At 54.7% G+C, this 17,410-nt stretch carries 9 protein-coding genes; all 9 read left to right on the top strand.

Features of this window, described 5'->3' with window-relative positions:
* The first annotated feature begins 82 nt into the window (after window positions 1-82).
* The 9 genes from FCN51_RS14990 (at window position 83) to rpoC (ending at window position 17,384) form a co-directional block, all read left to right on the top strand.
* A complete protein-coding gene (locus FCN51_RS14990) occupies window positions 83-3,256 on the top strand; it encodes an efflux RND transporter permease subunit (RefSeq protein WP_064776141.1) in 3,174 nt (1,057 codons plus the stop codon).
* Window positions 3,253-4,605 carry an efflux RND transporter periplasmic adaptor subunit gene (locus FCN51_RS14985; protein ID WP_124295259.1) on the top strand — a complete coding sequence of 451 codons (1,353 nt, stop codon included), beginning with the start codon at window positions 3,253-3,255 and terminating at the stop codon, window positions 4,603-4,605. The genes FCN51_RS14990 and FCN51_RS14985 overlap by 4 nt, the downstream gene beginning before the upstream one ends.
* Complete coding sequence (locus tag FCN51_RS14980; RefSeq protein WP_160256257.1) at window positions 4,602-6,212, top strand: efflux transporter outer membrane subunit; 1,611 nt, start codon at window positions 4,602-4,604, stop codon at window positions 6,210-6,212. Before FCN51_RS14985 ends, FCN51_RS14980 begins: the two co-directional genes overlap by 4 nt.
* A 104-nt stretch (window positions 6,213-6,316) precedes the next feature.
* A complete protein-coding gene (rplK, locus tag FCN51_RS14975) occupies window positions 6,317-6,751 on the top strand; it encodes a 50S ribosomal protein L11 (protein WP_003622680.1) in 435 nt (144 codons plus the stop codon).
* 6 nt (window positions 6,752-6,757) lie between these two features.
* On the top strand, window positions 6,758-7,450 hold the full coding sequence (rplA, locus tag FCN51_RS14970; protein ID WP_003622682.1) for a 50S ribosomal protein L1: 693 nt from the start codon (window positions 6,758-6,760) through the stop codon (window positions 7,448-7,450).
* Between the two features lie 279 nt (window positions 7,451-7,729).
* Entirely contained in the window at window positions 7,730-8,248 is a 519-nt protein-coding gene (gene rplJ, locus FCN51_RS14965) for a 50S ribosomal protein L10 (protein WP_003622686.1), read from the top strand.
* A gap of 100 nt (window positions 8,249-8,348) precedes the next feature.
* Entirely contained in the window at window positions 8,349-8,723 is a 375-nt protein-coding gene (gene rplL / locus FCN51_RS14960) for a 50S ribosomal protein L7/L12 (RefSeq protein ID WP_003622688.1), read from the top strand.
* A gap of 219 nt (window positions 8,724-8,942) precedes the next feature.
* Window positions 8,943-13,115, top strand: a complete 4,173-nt coding sequence (gene rpoB, locus FCN51_RS14955; protein WP_035362067.1) for a DNA-directed RNA polymerase subunit beta — start codon at window positions 8,943-8,945, stop codon at window positions 13,113-13,115.
* Between the two features lie 93 nt (window positions 13,116-13,208).
* Window positions 13,209-17,384, top strand: a complete 4,176-nt coding sequence (rpoC, locus tag FCN51_RS14950; RefSeq protein WP_003622695.1) for a DNA-directed RNA polymerase subunit beta' — start codon at window positions 13,209-13,211, stop codon at window positions 17,382-17,384.
* Window positions 17,385-17,410 lie beyond the last annotated feature (26 nt).

Genomic DNA, 17,410 nt, shown 5'->3' with positions numbered 1-17,410 from the left:
GCAGATATGTATGTAACGATAAAACCATGCCAAATCTGCCTGTCTGCAATGCAGCGTCTCTAACCGTGCAAGGTTGGAGCGCATGAACGAAATTGTCGTTACCGCGCTTAAAAAGCCGTATACGTTTGTGGTGCTTTCCATCCTGATTCTGGTGTTCGGAATCAGGGGGATATTCAATACGCCTACAGACGTATTTCCCAGTATTCGTATTCCTGTTGTGGCAGTGGTCTGGACCTATACGGGCCTGATGCCTGAGGATATGTCTGGCCGCGTGGTGTATTATTACGAGCGCGCCCTGACCGCGACCGTGAATAATATCGAGCATATCGAGAGCCAGTCGTATTACGGCCGCGGGATTGTGAAGATCTACTTCCAGCCCGGTACGGATACATCTGTGGCGCAAACCCAGATTACCTCGGTATCGCAGACAGTTATCAAGCAGATGCCCACGGGTTCTACCCCACCATTGGTGCTGGCTTATAATGCGTCCTCTGTGCCGGTTGTTACGTTGCAGGTGTCTTCCACCTCCATGACGGCCTCGCAGATTTACGACATGTCCTCCAACCTTATCCGTCCGGCGCTTGTTTCCGTGGCGGGGGCTGCCATTCCCAACCCTTACGGGGGGCAGCCGGGCAATATCATGGTGGATCTGGACCCGGTTAAGCTGCTGGCGCACCGGCTTTCTCCGGTGGATGTCTCGCGCGCGTTGAACAGCCAGAACATTGTGCTGCCCGCGGGTGACCAGCGCATTGGCCCGTTTGACTGGATGGTTCAGACCAACGCCTCTCCCAAAAACATGGAAGAGCTGAACATGATCCCCATCAAACAGGTGGGGGATGCCGTGGTGCGCTTGCAGGATGTGGCATGGGTGCATGCAGGTGGGCCGCCACAAACCAACCTTGTGCTGGTTAAAGGGCAGCAGGGCGTTCTGATTGTCATTATGAAAAGCGGTGATGCCTCTACGCTGGATGTTGTGGCTGGGGTTAAAAAGCTGCTGCCGGGCATTGTAAAAACCTTGCCCGAAGGCGTGAGCATCAAGGTGTTGAATGATGCCTCCACCTTCGTGAAGGAATCCGTGCAGGACGTGGTGCGCGAAATGCTCACTGCCGCGTGCCTGACCGGGCTTGTGGTGCTGCTGTTTCTGGGGTCTTGGCGCTCCACCGTTATTATTGCCACCTCCATTCCACTGGCCATGCTGTGCTCCGTTATCGGGCTGGGTTGGGCTGGGCAGACCATCAACGTCATGACACTGGGCGGCTTGGCGCTGGCCGTGGGGATTCTGGTGGATGATGCCACGGTGATGATCGAAAATATCGATGCGCATCTTGAGATGGAGAAGGATCTGGAAACGGCCATTATTGATGCCGCCAACCAGATTGTTATTCCCACCTTTGTCTCCACCATGTGCATTTGTATTGTGTGGATGCCGCTGTTCCAGCTTACAGGCGTTGCAGGCTGGCTGTTCATGCCAATGGCAGAAGCCATCATTTTTGCCATGATCGCCTCTTTCATCCTGTCCCGAACGCTGGTGCCCACCATGGCCAAATACATGCTGGCCGCACAGGTGGCGGCCCATGCACATGGCCCGCAGGAACCCAAAACCATTTTTGGCCGCTTTCAGCGTGGGTTTGAGCGCAAGTTCGAACAGTTCCGGCATCGCTATCACGAGCTTCTGTCGCATCTGGTGGCAACGCGCGGCACTTTTGTGCCGGTATTTGTGCTGTGCTCGCTTGGTTCCTTGGGGCTGCTGTTCTTTGTGGGGCAGGACTTCTTCCCCGAAGTGAACTCCGATGCCATTGCCCTGCATATGCGTGCGCCCATCGGCACAAGGCTGGAGGAATCCGGCAAGATTTCCCAGCTTGTGAATGATGAGATCGAACGCACCTTACCGGGGCAGGTGGAAGGGCTGGTTGATAACTGCGGCCTGCCATTCAGCCCGCTGAATCAGGCTTATATTCCAACGCCAACTGTGGGTACGCAGGATTGCGATATTACGGTTTCGCTTAAAAATCCGGCATCCCCTGTGGCGGAATATCGGCGGCTTTTGCGCCATAACCTCAACATGAAGTTCCCCGGCACGCAGTTTTCCTTCCTGCCGGGGGATCTGACAGCCAAAATCCTGAACTTCGGTCTGCCATCTCCCATTGATGTGCAGGTGGTTGGGCGCAACCTGTCGGAAAACTTCCGTTTTGCGAACCGTCTTGCAGAACGTCTGCGCCACGTTACGGGCCTGACAGACGTGTTTGTGCAACAGCCCATGACAACGCCAACCCTGATGGTGAACACCCGCCGAACCTACGCATTGGGCACCGGCATTACAGAAGCCGATGTGGCCAATAACGCGCTGGTTTCTCTGTCCGGGAGTTCTCAGGTGGGGCAGGTGTACTGGCTGGATACCAAAACAGGTGTCTCGCATCTGATTGATATTCAAACACCAGCACCTTTCCTCCAGACCATGAATGATCTGGAAATCACGCCGGTTGATAAAGGGGATGGCAACCCATCTGGCCAAGACCCGCAAATTCTGGGTGGTTTGAGCAAGATCGATCAGATCGGCACCCCGGCGGAGGTGGCGCATTACAACATCATGCCGGTGTTTGATATTTACGCCACGAACGAAGGCATAGACCTTGGCACCGTCTCGCGCGAGGTGACGCGTATTGTAGATGAGGCTCAGGGAAATCTGCCGCATGGTTCTTCCCTCAGCGTGCTGGGGCAGGCTGTCACCATGAACAGTGCCTATGTGCAGTTGCTGGGTGGCTTGGCGATGTCCGTGCTGCTGGTTTACCTTCTGATTGTGGTGAACTTTCAGTCCTGGCTGGACCCGTTCATCATCATCACCGCATTGCCCGGTGCGCTGGCTGGTATTTCATGGAGCCTGTTTCTTACGCACACCACGCTTTCTGTGCCTGCGCTTACAGGGGCCATTATGTGCATGGGCACGGCCACGGCCAACGCCATTCTGGTGGTGGCCTTTGCGCGTGAACGGTTGGAAGAACACGGCGATGCCATTAAGGCCGCGCTGGAAGCCGGGTTTGAGCGTATTCGCCCCGTGCTGATGACAGCCTCCGCCATGATTATTGGCATGTTGCCCATGTCTTTAAGTAATTCGCAAAACGCACCCTTGGGTAAGGCAGTTATGGGCGGCCTGATGGTGGCAACGGTTGCCACTCTGCTGTTTGTGCCCTGCGTATTTGCCATGCTGCACACACGTAAAAAACCGCATGAAACCGAACAAGAGGAAGCTGCCGCATGACCCAAGAGCATCCAGACGCTTCAGGGCCTCAATCTCCCACGCCGGCTGGCAGCACACGTAAACGCAAGATCGGGTTTGTGGCTGTTGGCGGGGTTGCCATCCTGCTGGCAGTGGTGGGCATTGTTCAGCGCCACACGCAATATGTTAATCTGGCGCACGAAACGGCACATAACGCTATTCCATCCGTGCAGGTTATCTTCCCTCAGCCGGGGCCGGATGAACGCACGCTTTCCCTGCCAGCCAATATAGCCGCATGGTATCAGGCGCCCATTTATGCGCAGGTCTCTGGCTATGTGAAAATGTGGTACAAAGACTTTGGCGCCAAGGTTAAGGCGGGCGATGTGCTGGCCGAAATTGATACGCCGGGGCTGGATGCCCAGTTTGCCGCCGCCAAAGCCAACCTGAATGTGGCACTGGCGCGATACAAGCTGGCCCAGATTACAGCAAAACGCTGGAAGGCCCTGCAAGGCACACAAGCTGTTTCTCAGCAGGAAGTGGACGTGCAGGCCGCCAATGCCGAGGCCCAGAAGGCCGAGGTGGAAGCCGCCCAGCATGATGTAGAGCGTTATGCTGCGCTGGAAGCGTTTAAAAAGATTGTTGCGCCGTTTGATGGTGTCGTCACATCGCGCTTGGCGGATGTGGGGGATTACGTCAACGCCGGGCGTGGGGATGTAGATGCCCACGGCAATGCCACCGAATTGTTTAGTGTGGCAGACGTGCATGCTATGCGTGTGTTTGTGGCCGTGCCGCAGGATTATGCAGATATTATCTCCCCTCGGTTGGAGGCGGATTTAAGTATTCCGCAATATCCTGAGCGCACATTCCGCGCGCATTTTCTAGCCACGGCTTCGGCGTTTAACGCCTCTACCCGTACCGTCACCACAGAACTGACGCTGGATAATAAATCCGGAGAGCTTTGGCCTAATTCTTACGCCACAGCCACGTTTCATGCGCCCGGTGATACGGATGAGCTGATTCTGCCGCTGGGGGCCATTGTGTTCAGGGCGGAAGGTACACAGGTTGCGCTGGTAGATGATACCAACCACGTACATCTGGTAAGTGTCACGCTGGGCACCAATTTTGGCACAACGGTGCAGATTCTGCGTGGTGTGAAAAAAACGGATCGGGTTATCAATAACCCATCTGCTGGTCTGCTGGATGGGCAGGAAGTACGCATTGTTAAAGGCACTCCCGGTTATAACATGCCCAGCACACCGCCTGCGGCCAAAAAGCAGGAACCCCAAAAGCCAGTTCCTCCCACCAAATCCTCCGAACTGGAGGAAGGGGATGATACCCGTGCGATGCCGGATGACAGCGCGGATGCATCTGAAGCTGGGGCCCGCCCATGAGGAAGGGGAACATTCTGCCACGTAACGTTACGCATATTTTGTTGGTGGGGGTGGCCACATCAGCCTTGGCGGGGTGTGATATGGCCCCGCGCTACAAGCCTGCCCAATTTGTGCTACCCGATAACTGGAGCGGGCAGGGCGTAATGAAGCCCGCGCATCCATCGGATGATGCCATTCGCCCAGATTGGTGGACAATGCTGGGTGACCCAGTGCTGAACCAACTGGAAGATCAGGCCATGCGCCTGAACCCGGATTTGCAGGCGCAGGCAGAGGCGTTCATGCAATCGCGCGATATGGCGGCAGAGGCCAAGTCTCACCTCTATCCGCAGTTGAATGGGGCCGCGAGCGGAGAAAAATATAAAGGCTCGCAACACAGGCTCTGGCGTGGGGCCGGGGCAACCGGGCCGATGTATATGTCGTCCGAGCAGTATTCAGCCACGGCCACGTGGGAGCCGGATTTTTGGTCTGCCATTCGCAACCGGATTCGTATGGCCAAACAGGGTGTGCAGGAAAATGCCGCCAATTACGCCTCGGCACGTTTGAGCCTACAAGCGGAGTTGGCATCAGATTACGTTATTCTGCGCGGGTTGGATGCGCAGGATGCGGTGTACAAGGATTCCATCCGGTATTACCAGACAGCCGTGCAGGTTACGCGCATGCGTCTGGCCGGGGCCATTGCGCCGGGTATGGATGTTTCCCGCGCAGAAGCCCAGCTTTACACCACGCAAGCGCAGGAAACAGATATCCACACCCAGCGTGATGTGATGGAGCATGCCATTGCCGTGCTGGTCAATCAGGCTCCGGCCTCGTTCCATATCGCGCCGGTTACCAAGCTGACATTCGCGGATAAAGAACCACCTGTGGCGCTGCCATCCACCTTGCTGGAACGCCGGCCAGATATTGCAGCGGCTGAACGGCGCATGGCCCAAGCCAATAGAGCCATTGGTGTATCGCGCGCGGCGTTTTATCCGCACGTTACCTTTAACGCCATGACAGGCTTTATGGATAACGGGTTCGATCTGGCCTCGCTTTACAACGCTATGTACCAGTTTGGGGCGCAGGCTGTGCTGCCGTTGTTCCAGGGTGGTCTGCGGCGTGCAGAATTGCAGCGCACGTGGTCGGGCTATCGGCAAACGGAAGATATTTACCGCGCCACGGTGTTGGATGCCTTTCAGGAAGTGGAAGACAATCTTACGCGCACCAATCGGTTGAAAACGCAGGTGAAGCAGGAAAGCAACGCCGTAGATGCCGCCTTGCGCACGCAGGGCATGACGATGGCGCTATATACCGGCGGGCTGACCAATTATCTGGATGTTGTAGTGGCGCAGGTGGCGGCGCTGAATGCGCGTATTTCATTGGTGCAGGCGCAAACCCGGCAGGTGGATGCACGTGTGCAGCTTGTGCGGGCTCTTGGGGGCGGGTGGTCTCGCAGCCAGTTGCCGCATGGTGAGGAAACCATTATGCCGTTCAAGCCCTTGCAGTATGAAAATCTGCGCCATGCCGCACCGCTGGGTGGCATTAGCACCCAGACAGATCCGGTCTCCAATGATCTGACAGGCGGCATGAAAAACACACAACCACTTGACACACAGCCAGCGTCCCGGTAAGCGCGGCACTTCTGATCGGAACGCGGGAGATTCTTGTCTGCGCCCTGTGCGTGGTGCGGAATCGGAAGAACCGCGGTCCGGGTTCATTTTGAGGAGTCCCGGATATGGCCAAAAAAGTTGTTGGCTACATCAAACTTCAGATCCCCGCTGGTAAGGCTAATCCTTCCCCGCCGGTTGGTCCGGCACTGGGTCAGCGCGGTCTGAACATCATGGAATTCTGTAAGGCATTTAACGCCAAGACCCAAGGTCTTGAGCCGGGCATGCCGATTCCGGTGGTTATCACCGCATATGCAGACCGTACGTTCAGCTTCATCACCAAAACCCCGCCGAACACCTACTTCCTGCTCAAGGCCGCCAAGATTTCCAAAGGCAGCCAGACAGTTGGTAAGGGTGGCAGCGTTGGTAAAGTGACCATGAGCCAGCTTCGTGAAATTGCTGAACAGAAACAGCAGGACATGAACGCAAACGATCTGGATGGCGCAGTGCGCATGCTGATCGGCTCTGCCCGCTCCATGGGCATCGATGTGGTGGAGGGCTAATCTATCATGGCAAAGAACAAGCGTCTCGCCGCTGCGCGTGCCAAGGTTGAAGCTGGTAAAGCTTACGGTGTTGATGAAGCTGTCGCGCTGGTAAAAAGCAACGCAACAGCCAAGTTTGACGAAACCGTTGAAATTGCACTGAACCTGGGTATTGACCCACGTCATGCAGACCAGATGGTTCGTGGTTTTGTTTCCCTGCCGAACGGCACGGGTAAAACCCTGCGCGTTGCCGTGTTTGCACGTGGCCCGAAAGCTGAAGAAGCTCAGGCTGCTGGTGCAGACATCGTGGGTGCAGAAGACCTGATGGAAAAAGTGCAGGCTGGCGAAATCAACTTCGACCGCTGCATTGCTACGCCTGACATGATGGCTCTGGTGGGTCGTCTGGGTAAGATCCTCGGCCCGCGTGGGCTGATGCCGAACCCCAAGCTGGGCACCGTGACCATGAACGTAAAGGGCGCTGTTGAAGCGGCTAAGTCTGGTCAGGTTGAATATCGCGCTGAAAAGAGCGGTATCGTGCATGCTGGTGTTGGTAAGGCTTCCTTCAGCGAAGATAAGCTGGCTGAAAACGTACGTGCATTTATCGATGCCGTGCAGAAGGCCCGTCCGTCTGGCGCAAAAGGTGCTTACATGAAGAAGGGCGCTCTGTCCTCCACCATGGGCCCCGGCGTTCAGCTGGACCTCTCTGCCTTCGCTGGCTGAGAAAGAATGACGCCGCGCTAACTTTCGGGTTGGCGTGGTGCATGAAGGAGTGGTTACGGCTGCTCCTTCTTCCTGTCCGAGACCGTGCGCAACTGCGGTTTTAATCAGTCTTCGGGTTGGCGAACGGTAAGACGGGAATGCTGGTTACAGGTCGTATTTACGGCACGCCAGATATTCCGTTTCAAGGACAGGCGAGCGGGTTCCGTTATGTATAGCGGAACCTAAAGGGCAACCCGTTCTGTTGGGCGCAAGCTTGATGGAACAAGACGGAGACGGGATTTGAACCGTACGGAAAAGAAGGCCTTTATCGCCTCTCTGGCCGCCGTTTTCGCCCAGACGTCCATGGTTGTGGTCACCCGTAATGACGGGCTGACTGTGGCTGCTGTGACGGAACTGCGGCGTAAAGTGCGTGCAGCGGGTGCGAACTATAAGGTCGCTAAAAACCGGCTGGCAACTCTCGCCCTGGATGGGACCCAGTTCAACGGCATCGCGCCGCTGCTGCAAGGCCCGACCGCGCTTGCGTGGTCTGAAGACCCTGTGGCTGTGGCTAAGGCTGTCGTTGAGTTCGCCAAAACAAATGACAAGCTTGTGCTGCTTGGTGGTTCTCTTGGTTCTCAGGTGCTTGACGCCGATGGAATCAAGGCTCTGGCCGAGCTGCCGTCTCTTGATGCGCTGCGCGCGCAGCTCGTGGGTCTTATCTCCACGCCAGCTACGCGTATCGCCAGCGTTACTCAGGCGCCGGCAGGCCAGCTTGCACGTGTTTTTGGGGCCTATGCCAAAACGGGTGAAGCTGCCTGATTTCATTCCTTCGTATGAGGGAATGTTCAAGAATTTTGCGCTGCCTTCGTGCTTGAAGGTTGCGTTCTGCTAACCAGTATCTATATTAGGAAGTCAAACTATGGCTGATCTTGCTAAGCTTGTTGACGAACTGTCCGCTCTGACCGTTCTTGAAGCTGCTGAACTTTCCAAGCTGCTCGAAGAAAAATGGGGCGTTTCCGCTGCTGCTCCTGTAGCAGTTGCTGCTGCTGCACCTGGTGCTGCTGCTGCACCGGCTGAAGAAAAAACCGAATTCACGGTTGTTCTGGCCAGCGCTGGCGACAAGAAGATCAACGTGATTAAGGAAATCCGCGGCATCACCGGTCTGGGCCTGAAAGAAGCCAAGGATCTGGTTGAAGGTGCGCCGAAGACCGTTAAAGAAGGTGTCAGCAAGGACGAAGCTGACAAGATCAAAAAGGCTCTTGAAGGCGCCGGGGCAACCGTCGAAGTCAAGTAAGTTTGCCAATTTTCTGATGCACGGCATCAGAGAAATGGGAAAAAAGGTTTTCGGGTGGGGGCGCTGTGCCTCTGCCCGTTTGCCTGTTTCGGGTTGATCTGAAACAGGAGCCGGGTAAAACCGGTATGGGCTTGAGACCAAAATTAGGTCGGACCATCAGGCTCGCGGGATGACCACGGGCATGATGGTCCGAGATAAATGGGCGGGGCAGGAGCGACGATGAACGCAATCACTAAATCGTTCACAGGACGGAAGCGGATTCGCAAAAGTTTCGGGCGGATTCCCGAAATCGCCCCGATGCCGAACCTGATTGACGTGCAGCGTGCGTCTTACGAGACATTCCTTCAGGCAAATGTATCGCCTGATGCACGTACTCCAACAGGTTTGCAGGAGGTATTCCGTTCCGTTTTCCCCATCAATGATTTTGCGGGGCGGGGGCGTCTGGAATTCGTCAGTTACGAATTTGAAGAGCCTAAATATGATGTGGAAGAATGCATTCAGCGTGGCCTGACATATGCCGCACCGCTGAAGGTTATTTTGCGCCTGATCGTATGGGATGTGGACGAAGATACGGGGTCTCGTTCCATTCGCGATATTAAGGAACAGCCGGTTTATATGGGCGATATGCCGCTCATGACAGATAACGGCACCTTTATCGTAAACGGTACGGAGCGTGTTATTGTTAGCCAGATGCACCGTTCACCCGGTGTGTTCTTTGATCATGATAAAGGTAAAACGCATTCTTCCGGCAAGTATCTGTTTGCCGCACGTGTTATTCCTTACCGTGGTTCCTGGCTGGACTTCGAATTTGACGCCAAAGATCTGCTTTACGTTCGTATTGACCGTAAGCGTAAGCTGCCTGTTACCACGCTGCTATATGCGCTTGAAGGCGCAGCATCTGAAGCCGCACGCAAGGCAAAGGCAGCTGAAGGTGGCGATGTTGACTCTATGGAAATCAAGGGGATGGATGCCAATGAAATCCTCGCCTATTTCTATAATGCTGTCACATTCGTAAAAACACCTAAGGGCTGGGCGCGTCCGTTTGATGCGGATTCTTTCCGTGGTCTCAAGCTGCTGGCACCGCTGGTGGATGCGGAAACCGGTGAAGTGGTGGCGGAAGCCGAAACCAAGCTGACCGCCCGCATGGTGCGCAAGATCGCGGAAAAAACGCGTGAAGTGCTGGTGGGTGAAATCGATCTGCTTGGCCGTTACATCGCTCATGATATCGTCAACATGCAGACTGGCGAAATCTATGGTGAGGCTGGTGAAGAAATCACCGAAGCGCGCCTTGCTGCTCTGGAAGAAGCTGGGATTACAGAGCTTCCTCTGCTGGCGATTGATGCAGCTAACGGCCCGTGGATCCGTGATACGCTCACGGTAGATAAAAACAGCACGCGTGATGAAGCGCTGATTGATATCTATCGCGTAATGCGCCCCGGTGAGCCGCCAACGGCTGAAACAGCCGAAGCCATGCTGAATGGCCTGTTCTTTGATCCTGACCGCTATGATCTTTCCGCCGTTGGTCGTGTGAAGATGAATATGCGTCTGGACATGGATGTGCCGGACACAGTGCGCGTGCTGCGCAAAGAAGACATTCTGCGCACCATTAAAACGCTGTGTGACCTGAAAGACGGTCGCGGCCAGATTGACGATATTGATAACCTTGGTAACCGCCGTGTTCGCTCGGTTGGTGAGCTGATGGAAAATCAGTACCGCATTGGCCTGCTGCGTATGGAACGTGCTATCCGTGAACGCATGGGTTCTGTGGATATTGATACGGTCATGCCGCATGACCTCATCAACGCAAAACCTGCCGCCGCTGCTGTGCGTGAGTTCTTCGGGTCTTCCCAGCTCAGCCAGTTTATGGATCAGACCAACCCGCTGTCTGAAGTCACGCATAAGCGTCGTCTCTCAGCGCTTGGCCCGGGCGGTTTGACCCGTGAGCGTGCAGGCTTTGAAGTGCGTGACGTTCACCCAACACATTACGGTCGTATCTGCCCAATTGAAACGCCGGAAGGCCCGAACATTGGTCTGATCAACTCTCTGGCAACCTATGCCAAAGTGAACAAATATGGCTTTATTGAAACGCCTTACCGTCTGGTGAAGGACGGCGTGCTGCAGGACGGCTGGAAGTACCTCTCCGCTATGGAAGAGGAAAAGCTGGTTGTTGCGCAGGCTGATGCCAAGGTGAATGATCAGGGTGCGCTGACAAGCGATCTGATCTCTGTGCGCCGTAACGGTGACTTCCGTCTGGTTCCGCCAACAGAAGTTACAGCGTGTGACGTTTCTCCCAAGCAGTTGGTGTCTGTTGCTGCAGCGCTTATTCCGTTCTTGGAAAACGATGACGCGAACCGTGCACTGATGGGTTCCAACATGCAGCGTCAGGCTGTGCCGCTGGTGCGTTCCGATGCACCGCTGGTTGGCACAGGCATGGAAGCTGCTGTAGCGCGTGATTCCGGTGCAACAATTGTCGCTAAGCGCGATGGTATTGTTGACCAGATTGACGGTGCCCGTATCGTGGTGCGTGCAACAAACGCAACAGGCTCTACGCAGGGTGTGGATATTTACCGTCTGCGTAAATATTCCCGTTCCAACCAGTCCACCTGTATCAACCAGCGCCCTCTGGTGCATGTTGGTGACAATGTGCGGGCTGGCGATATTATTGCTGATGGTCCTTCCACAGAGCTGGGTGAACTGGCGCTGGGCCGTAACGTGCTGGTCGCGTTTATGCCTTGGAACGGCTACAACTTCGAAGACTCCATCCTGATTTCCGAACGGATTGCCAAGGATGACGTTTTCACCTCGATCCATATCGAGGAATTCGAAGTCATGGCTCGTGATACCAAGCTGGGTCAGGAAGAAATCACGCGTGATATTCCGAATGTGGGTGAAGAAGCCCTGCGGAACTTGGATGAAGCCGGCATTGTTTACGTAGGTGCCGAAGTTAATCCGGGTGATATTCTGATCGGTAAGGTGACGCCAAAGGGTGAAAGCCCGATGACACCGGAAGAAAAGCTTCTGCGTGCCATCTTTGGTGAAAAAGCCTCCGACGTGCGTGATACGTCTCTGCGTCTGCCGCCTGGCACGTCTGGTACAATCGTTGATGTACGCGTGTTCTCCCGTCGTGGCGTGGACAAAGATGAACGCGCCATGGCTATTGAGCGTGCGGAAATCGAACGTCTGGCTAAAGACCGTGACGACGAACGCGCTATTCAGGAACGTTCTTTCTACAGCCGTCTGCGTGAAAAACTGCTGGGGCAGGTTGCTGGTGCTGGGTTCAAGGGCATTCGCTCCGGAACCGAGATCACTGATGCTGTTCTGGACGAACACCCGCGTGCTACATGGCGCCAGATTGTTGTCGCTTCTGACAGCGTGATGGCCGAGCTTGAAACCCTGCGGCGTGAATTTGATGCGGCTATTGCCCGTATTCAGGCACGTTTTGAAAGCAAGGTTGAAAAGCTGCAGCGTGGTGATGAACTGCCACCTGGCGTGATGAAGATGGTCAAGGTCTTTGTGGCTGTTAAGCGTAAGCTGCAGCCTGGGGATAAAATGGCCGGTCGTCATGGTAACAAGGGTGTGGTTTCCCGCGTTGTTCCAGTTGAAGACATGCCATTCCTGGAAGATGGCACAGCTGTTGATCTGGTGCTGAACCCACTGGGTGTGCCTTCACGTATGAACGTGGGGCAGATTCTGGAAACGCATCTGGGCTGGGCCTGCGCCAAAATTGGCCGTGGCATCGGCGATATGGTGGATGAATACCAGCGTAATGGCGAAAAACGTCAGGAACTGCTGGACCGCCTGAAAGATGTGTACGGGGATAAGGTTTACAGCGAAGACATTGCCAACATGAGCAATGATGAGCTGGTTGAACTGGCCAATAACCTGCGCAAGGGCGTGCCGATTGCAACGCCAGTGTTCGATGGTGCCTCCATTCCGGATATTGAAGCCATGCTTGAAAAAGCTGGTGTTGATAAATCCGGTCAGTCTCAGCTGATTGATGGGCGCACAGGTGAGCCGTTCGAGCGTAAAACAACGGTCGGTTACATCTACATGCTCAAGCTGCACCATCTTGTTGATGACAAGATCCATGCACGTTCTATCGGCCCATACTCGCTGGTTACACAGCAGCCTCTGGGTGGTAAGGCGCAGTTTGGTGGTCAGCGCTTTGGGGAAATGGAAGTGTGGGCGCTGGAAGCATACGGCGCAGCTTACACTCTGCAGGAAATGCTGACTGTGAAGTCGGATGACGTTTCTGGCCGAACCAAAGTTTATGAATCCATCGTGCGTGAGCAGGATGATTTTGAGGCCGGTATTCCGGAAAGCTTTAACGTTCTGATCAAAGAGCTGAAGTCTCTGGGTCTGAACGTAGAACTGGAGCAGGGGGCCGAGTGACGGTGAATTTCGCCACCACCATCCGTTCTTATTTCAAAGGGGAGGCCGGGGTAGAAACCTCGGCTCCCCGTTTCCCGCTGGGGGCTTCGGCACATGAATGAGCTCATGAAAATTCTTGGCCAGACCGGCCAGGCGATGACGTTTGATCAGATCAAGATTCAGCTGGCATCGCCCGAACAAATCCGTTCCTGGTCTTATGGCGAAATCAAGAAGCCCGAGACCATCAACTATCGTACGTTCAAGCCAGAACGGGATGGCCTGTTCTGCGCGCGTATTTTTGGTCCGATCAAGGACTATGAATGCCTTTGCGGTAAATACAAGCGGATGAAATTCCGCGGTATTATCTGCGAAAAGTGCGGTGTTGAAGTTACGCTGGCCAAAGTGCGTCGTGAACGCATGGGCCATATTCAGCTTGCCAGCCCCGTTGCCCATATCTGGTTCCTGAAGTCTCTGCCCAGCCGTATCGGCCTGATGGTTGATATGACGCTGAAAGATCTGGAAAAGGTGCTTTACTTTGAAAGCTACCTGGTTCTGGAACCCGGCACGTCTCCGCTGAAGCAGTACTCCTTGCTGACGGAAGAACAGTACCTTGATGCCATGGACGAATATGGCGATGAGGGTGTTGAAGTCGGTATTGGTGCAGAAGCCATTAAAAAGGTTCTGGAGCGCATTGACTGCGATGCCGAAAAGGTAGAGCTGCGCCAGGAACTTAAGGAAACAACTTCAGAAGCTAAGCGCAAAAAGCTCGTTAAGCGCCTGAAGCTGATTGAAGCGTTTGCAGAAAGCGGTTCCCGCCCAGAATGGATGATTCTGGATCTGGTTCCGGTTATTCCGCCTGATCTGCGTCCGTTGGTGCCGCTGGATGGTGGGCGTTTTGCAACGTCTGATCTGAACGATCTGTATCGTCGCGTCATCAACCGTAATAACCGTCTGAAGCGCCTGATGGAGCTGCGTGCGCCCGATATTATCGTGCGTAACGAAAAGCGTATGCTTCAGGAAGCTGTGGATGCGCTGTTCGATAACGGGCGTCGTGGCCGGGCTATCACGGGTGCTAACAAGCGTCCGCTGAAATCCCTGTCCGATATGCTTAAAGGTAAGCAGGGTCGTTTCCGTCAGAACCTGCTGGGTAAGCGCGTCGATTACTCTGGCCGTTCCGTTATTGTGGTGGGCCCAGAACTTAAGCTGCACCAGTGCGGTCTTCCCAAGAAGATGGCTCTGGAACTGTTTAAGCCGTTCATTTACGCCAAGCTGGAAAAATACGGCCATGCCACCACCATTAAGGCTGCAAAGCGGATGGTGGAAAAAGAGCGTCCGGAAGTTTGGGATATTCTTGAAGAAGTTATCCGCGAACATCCGGTTATGCTTAACCGTGCGCCTACGCTGCACCGTTTGGGTATTCAGGCTTTTGAACCGGTGCTGGTTGAAGGGAAGGCTATTCAGCTGCACCCGCTCGTCTGCACCGCGTTTAACGCAGACTTTGACGGTGACCAGATGGCCGTGCACGTGCCGCTGAGCCTTGAAGCTCAGCTTGAGGCACGTGTGCTGATGATGTCCACCAACAACATTCTCAGCCCGGCAAACGGTAAGCCGATTATTGTGCCTTCTCAGGATATCGTTCTGGGGCTGTATTACCTCAGCCTCGAAACACCTGAATTCAAGGTCACGCCGGATCGTTGTGAGTATGACGAAACAACAGGTGCTCTGACCAAAGAAGGTGCGCCGTCTTTCTCTTCCATCGGTGAAGTGGAATATGCGCTGAGCGCTGGTGCACTGAAGCTGCATGATAAAATTCGTGCACGTTTCCAGAAGATCGGTGCAGATGGCAAGGTCACCTACGAAACAGCCGTGACCACGCCCGGTCGTGTGCTGATTGCGCAGATCCTGCCGCAGCATGAAGCCGTGCCGTTCTCCCTCATCAACCGTCAGCTCACCAAAAAGGCTGTGTCTGACGTTATTGATACGGTGTACCGTCACTGTGGTCAGAAAGAAGCCGTTATCTTCTGTGACCGTCTGATGGCTTTGGGTTTCCGTCACGCTGCTAAGGCTGGTATTTCCTTCGGTAAGGATGACATGATCATCCCGCCCGAAAAGAAAGAACTGGTTGATCGCACGGCTGCCGAAGTGAAAGAGTTTGAACAGCAGTATCAGGATGGTCTGATCACGGCTGGCGAACGCTACAACAAGGTGGTCGATGCATGGTCACGTTGCACGGACGAAGTGCAGGCGGCCATGACTAAAGAGATTTCCCGTCAGGAAGTTGGCAAGCAGATCAACTCCGTGTGGATGATGAGCCACTCCGGGGCTCGTGGGTCGCCGGCTCAGATGAAGCAGCTGGCCGGTATGCGTGGTCTGATGGCCAAGCCATCTGGTGAAATTATTGAACAGCCGATTATTGCCAACTTTAAAGAAGGTCTGTCGGTTCTCGATTACTTCACCTCTACCCATGGTGCACGTAAAGGTCTGGCCGATACCGCGCTTAAAACCGCTAACTCCGGGTATCTTACCCGTCGTCTGGTGGACGTGGCGCAGGACAGCATCATTATTGAAGAAGATTGCGGTAGTGAACGCGGTCTGACGGTGCGTGCAGTTATGGACGGTGGGGAAGTTGTGGCTTCTCTGTCCGAACGTATCCTTGGGCGTACTGTTGCTTCTGATGTGGTGGTTCCGGGCACCGGTGAAGTTATTGTGCCGCGCAATCATCTGATTGATGAAGCTGATGCAGAGCGGATTGAAAAATCCGGCGTGGAAACGGTTCATATCCGTTCTGTGCTGACCTGTGATAGCCGCGTTGGTGTCTGCGGCCGCTGCTATGGGCGTGATCTTGCACGCGGCACGCCGGTAAACATCGGTGAAGCTGTGGGTGTTATTGCTGCTCAGTCCATTGGTGAGCCCGGCACACAGCTGACAATGCGTACCTTCCATATTGGTGGTGCGGCGCAGCGTGGTGCGGAACAGTCCATGATCGAGGCCTCTCGTGATGGACATGTTGTGATCCGTAACCGCAACGTTGTGCATAACAGTCAGAACGTGCCGATCGTGATGGCACGTAACTGTGAAATCCTTCTGTCTGACGACAACGGGGTCGAAAAAGCCCGTTACCGTGTGCCGTATGGTGCACGCCTGCTGACAGAAGAGGGTGCAAAGGTTGCTCGCGGTCAGAAGCTGGCTGAGTGGGATCCGTACACCCTTCCGATCATCACGGAAAAAGCCGGTAAGGTCGAATACCTGGATCTGATTGACTCCATTACGCTTGTTGAGCGTATGGACGAAGTGACAGGCCTGACATCCAAAGTGGTGGTTGACTATAAGCAGGCAGGTAAGGGTGTGGATTTGCGCCCACGTCTGCAGCTTAAAGATGCCAACGGCGATGTGGTGAAGTTGGATAACGGTGCAGATGCCCGTTACTTCCTCTCTCCCGAAACACTTCTGTCTGTTGAAAACGGCACGGAAGTGAACGCCGGTGACGTTCTGGCCCGTCTGCCACGTGAAGGGTCCAAAACCCGTGATATTACGGGTGGTCTGCCGCGCGTTGCTGAACTGTTTGAAGCACGCCGGCCAAAGGACCACGCTATTATCGCGGAAATGGAAGGTCGCGTTGAGTTCGGGAAGGACTACAAGTCCAAGCGCCGTGTTATCGTGAAGAACGATGAAACGGGCGAGGAACAGGAATACCTGATCCCGAAAGGCAAGCACATTTCCGTTCAGGAAGGTGACTTTGTGGAAAAAGGTGATCCGCTGGTCGATGGTCCGCGGGTGCCCCACGATATCCTGAAGGTGATGGGTGTTGAGGCTCTGTCTGATTACCTGATCAACGAAATTCAGGATGTGTATCGTCTTCAGGGTGTGAAGATTAACGATAAGCATATTGAAGTGATCGTGCGTCAGATGCTTCAGAAGGTCGAAATTCTGGAGCCGGGTGACACGACGTACCTGATTGGTGAAACCGTTGACCGTATTGAGTTCGAGGCTGAAAATGCCAAGTGCCTCAAGGCGGGTGAACGGCCAGCTCAAGGTATGCCGGTGCTGCAGGGTATCACCAAGGCCTCTCTGCAGACACAGTCCTTCATCTCTGCTGCATCGTTCCAGGAAACCACACGCGTGCTCACAGAAGCTGCTACGGCAGGGAAAGTGGATAAGCTGATGGGCCTGAAGGAAAACGTGATTGTTGGACGTCTGATTCCGGCAGGCACAGGCAGTGTTATGAAGCGTCTGCGGGCCATTGCGGCAGAGCAGGATCGTCAGCGTGTTGGGCGTTCTGCGGCTGAATAAACGTTGCAAATATGCTTCATGAAGGA

Origin of the sequence: Acetobacter pasteurianus (assembly GCF_009914215.2) — a bacterium.
GTDB classification, from domain to species: domain Bacteria; phylum Pseudomonadota; class Alphaproteobacteria; order Acetobacterales; family Acetobacteraceae; genus Acetobacter; species Acetobacter pasteurianus.
This window is presented reverse-complemented; position numbering and strand designations above follow the sequence as displayed.

Bases quoted from the DNA above. Each gene is read 5' to 3' on its own strand.
- FCN51_RS14990 (WP_064776141.1), top strand. From the start codon at position 83: ATGAACGAAATTGTCGTTACCGCGCTTAAAAAGCCGTATACGTTTGTG.
- FCN51_RS14985 (WP_124295259.1), top strand. From the start codon at position 3,253: ATGACCCAAGAGCATCCAGACGCTTCAGGGCCTCAATCTCCCACGCCG.
- FCN51_RS14980 (WP_160256257.1), top strand. From the start codon at position 4,602: ATGAGGAAGGGGAACATTCTGCCACGTAACGTTACGCATATTTTGTTG.
- rplK (WP_003622680.1), top strand. From the start codon at position 6,317: ATGGCCAAAAAAGTTGTTGGCTACATCAAACTTCAGATCCCCGCTGGT.
- rplA (WP_003622682.1), top strand. From the start codon at position 6,758: ATGGCAAAGAACAAGCGTCTCGCCGCTGCGCGTGCCAAGGTTGAAGCT.
- rplL (WP_003622688.1), top strand. From the start codon at position 8,349: ATGGCTGATCTTGCTAAGCTTGTTGACGAACTGTCCGCTCTGACCGTT.
- rpoB (WP_035362067.1), top strand. From the start codon at position 8,943: ATGAACGCAATCACTAAATCGTTCACAGGACGGAAGCGGATTCGCAAA.
- rpoC (WP_003622695.1), top strand. From the start codon at position 13,209: ATGAATGAGCTCATGAAAATTCTTGGCCAGACCGGCCAGGCGATGACG.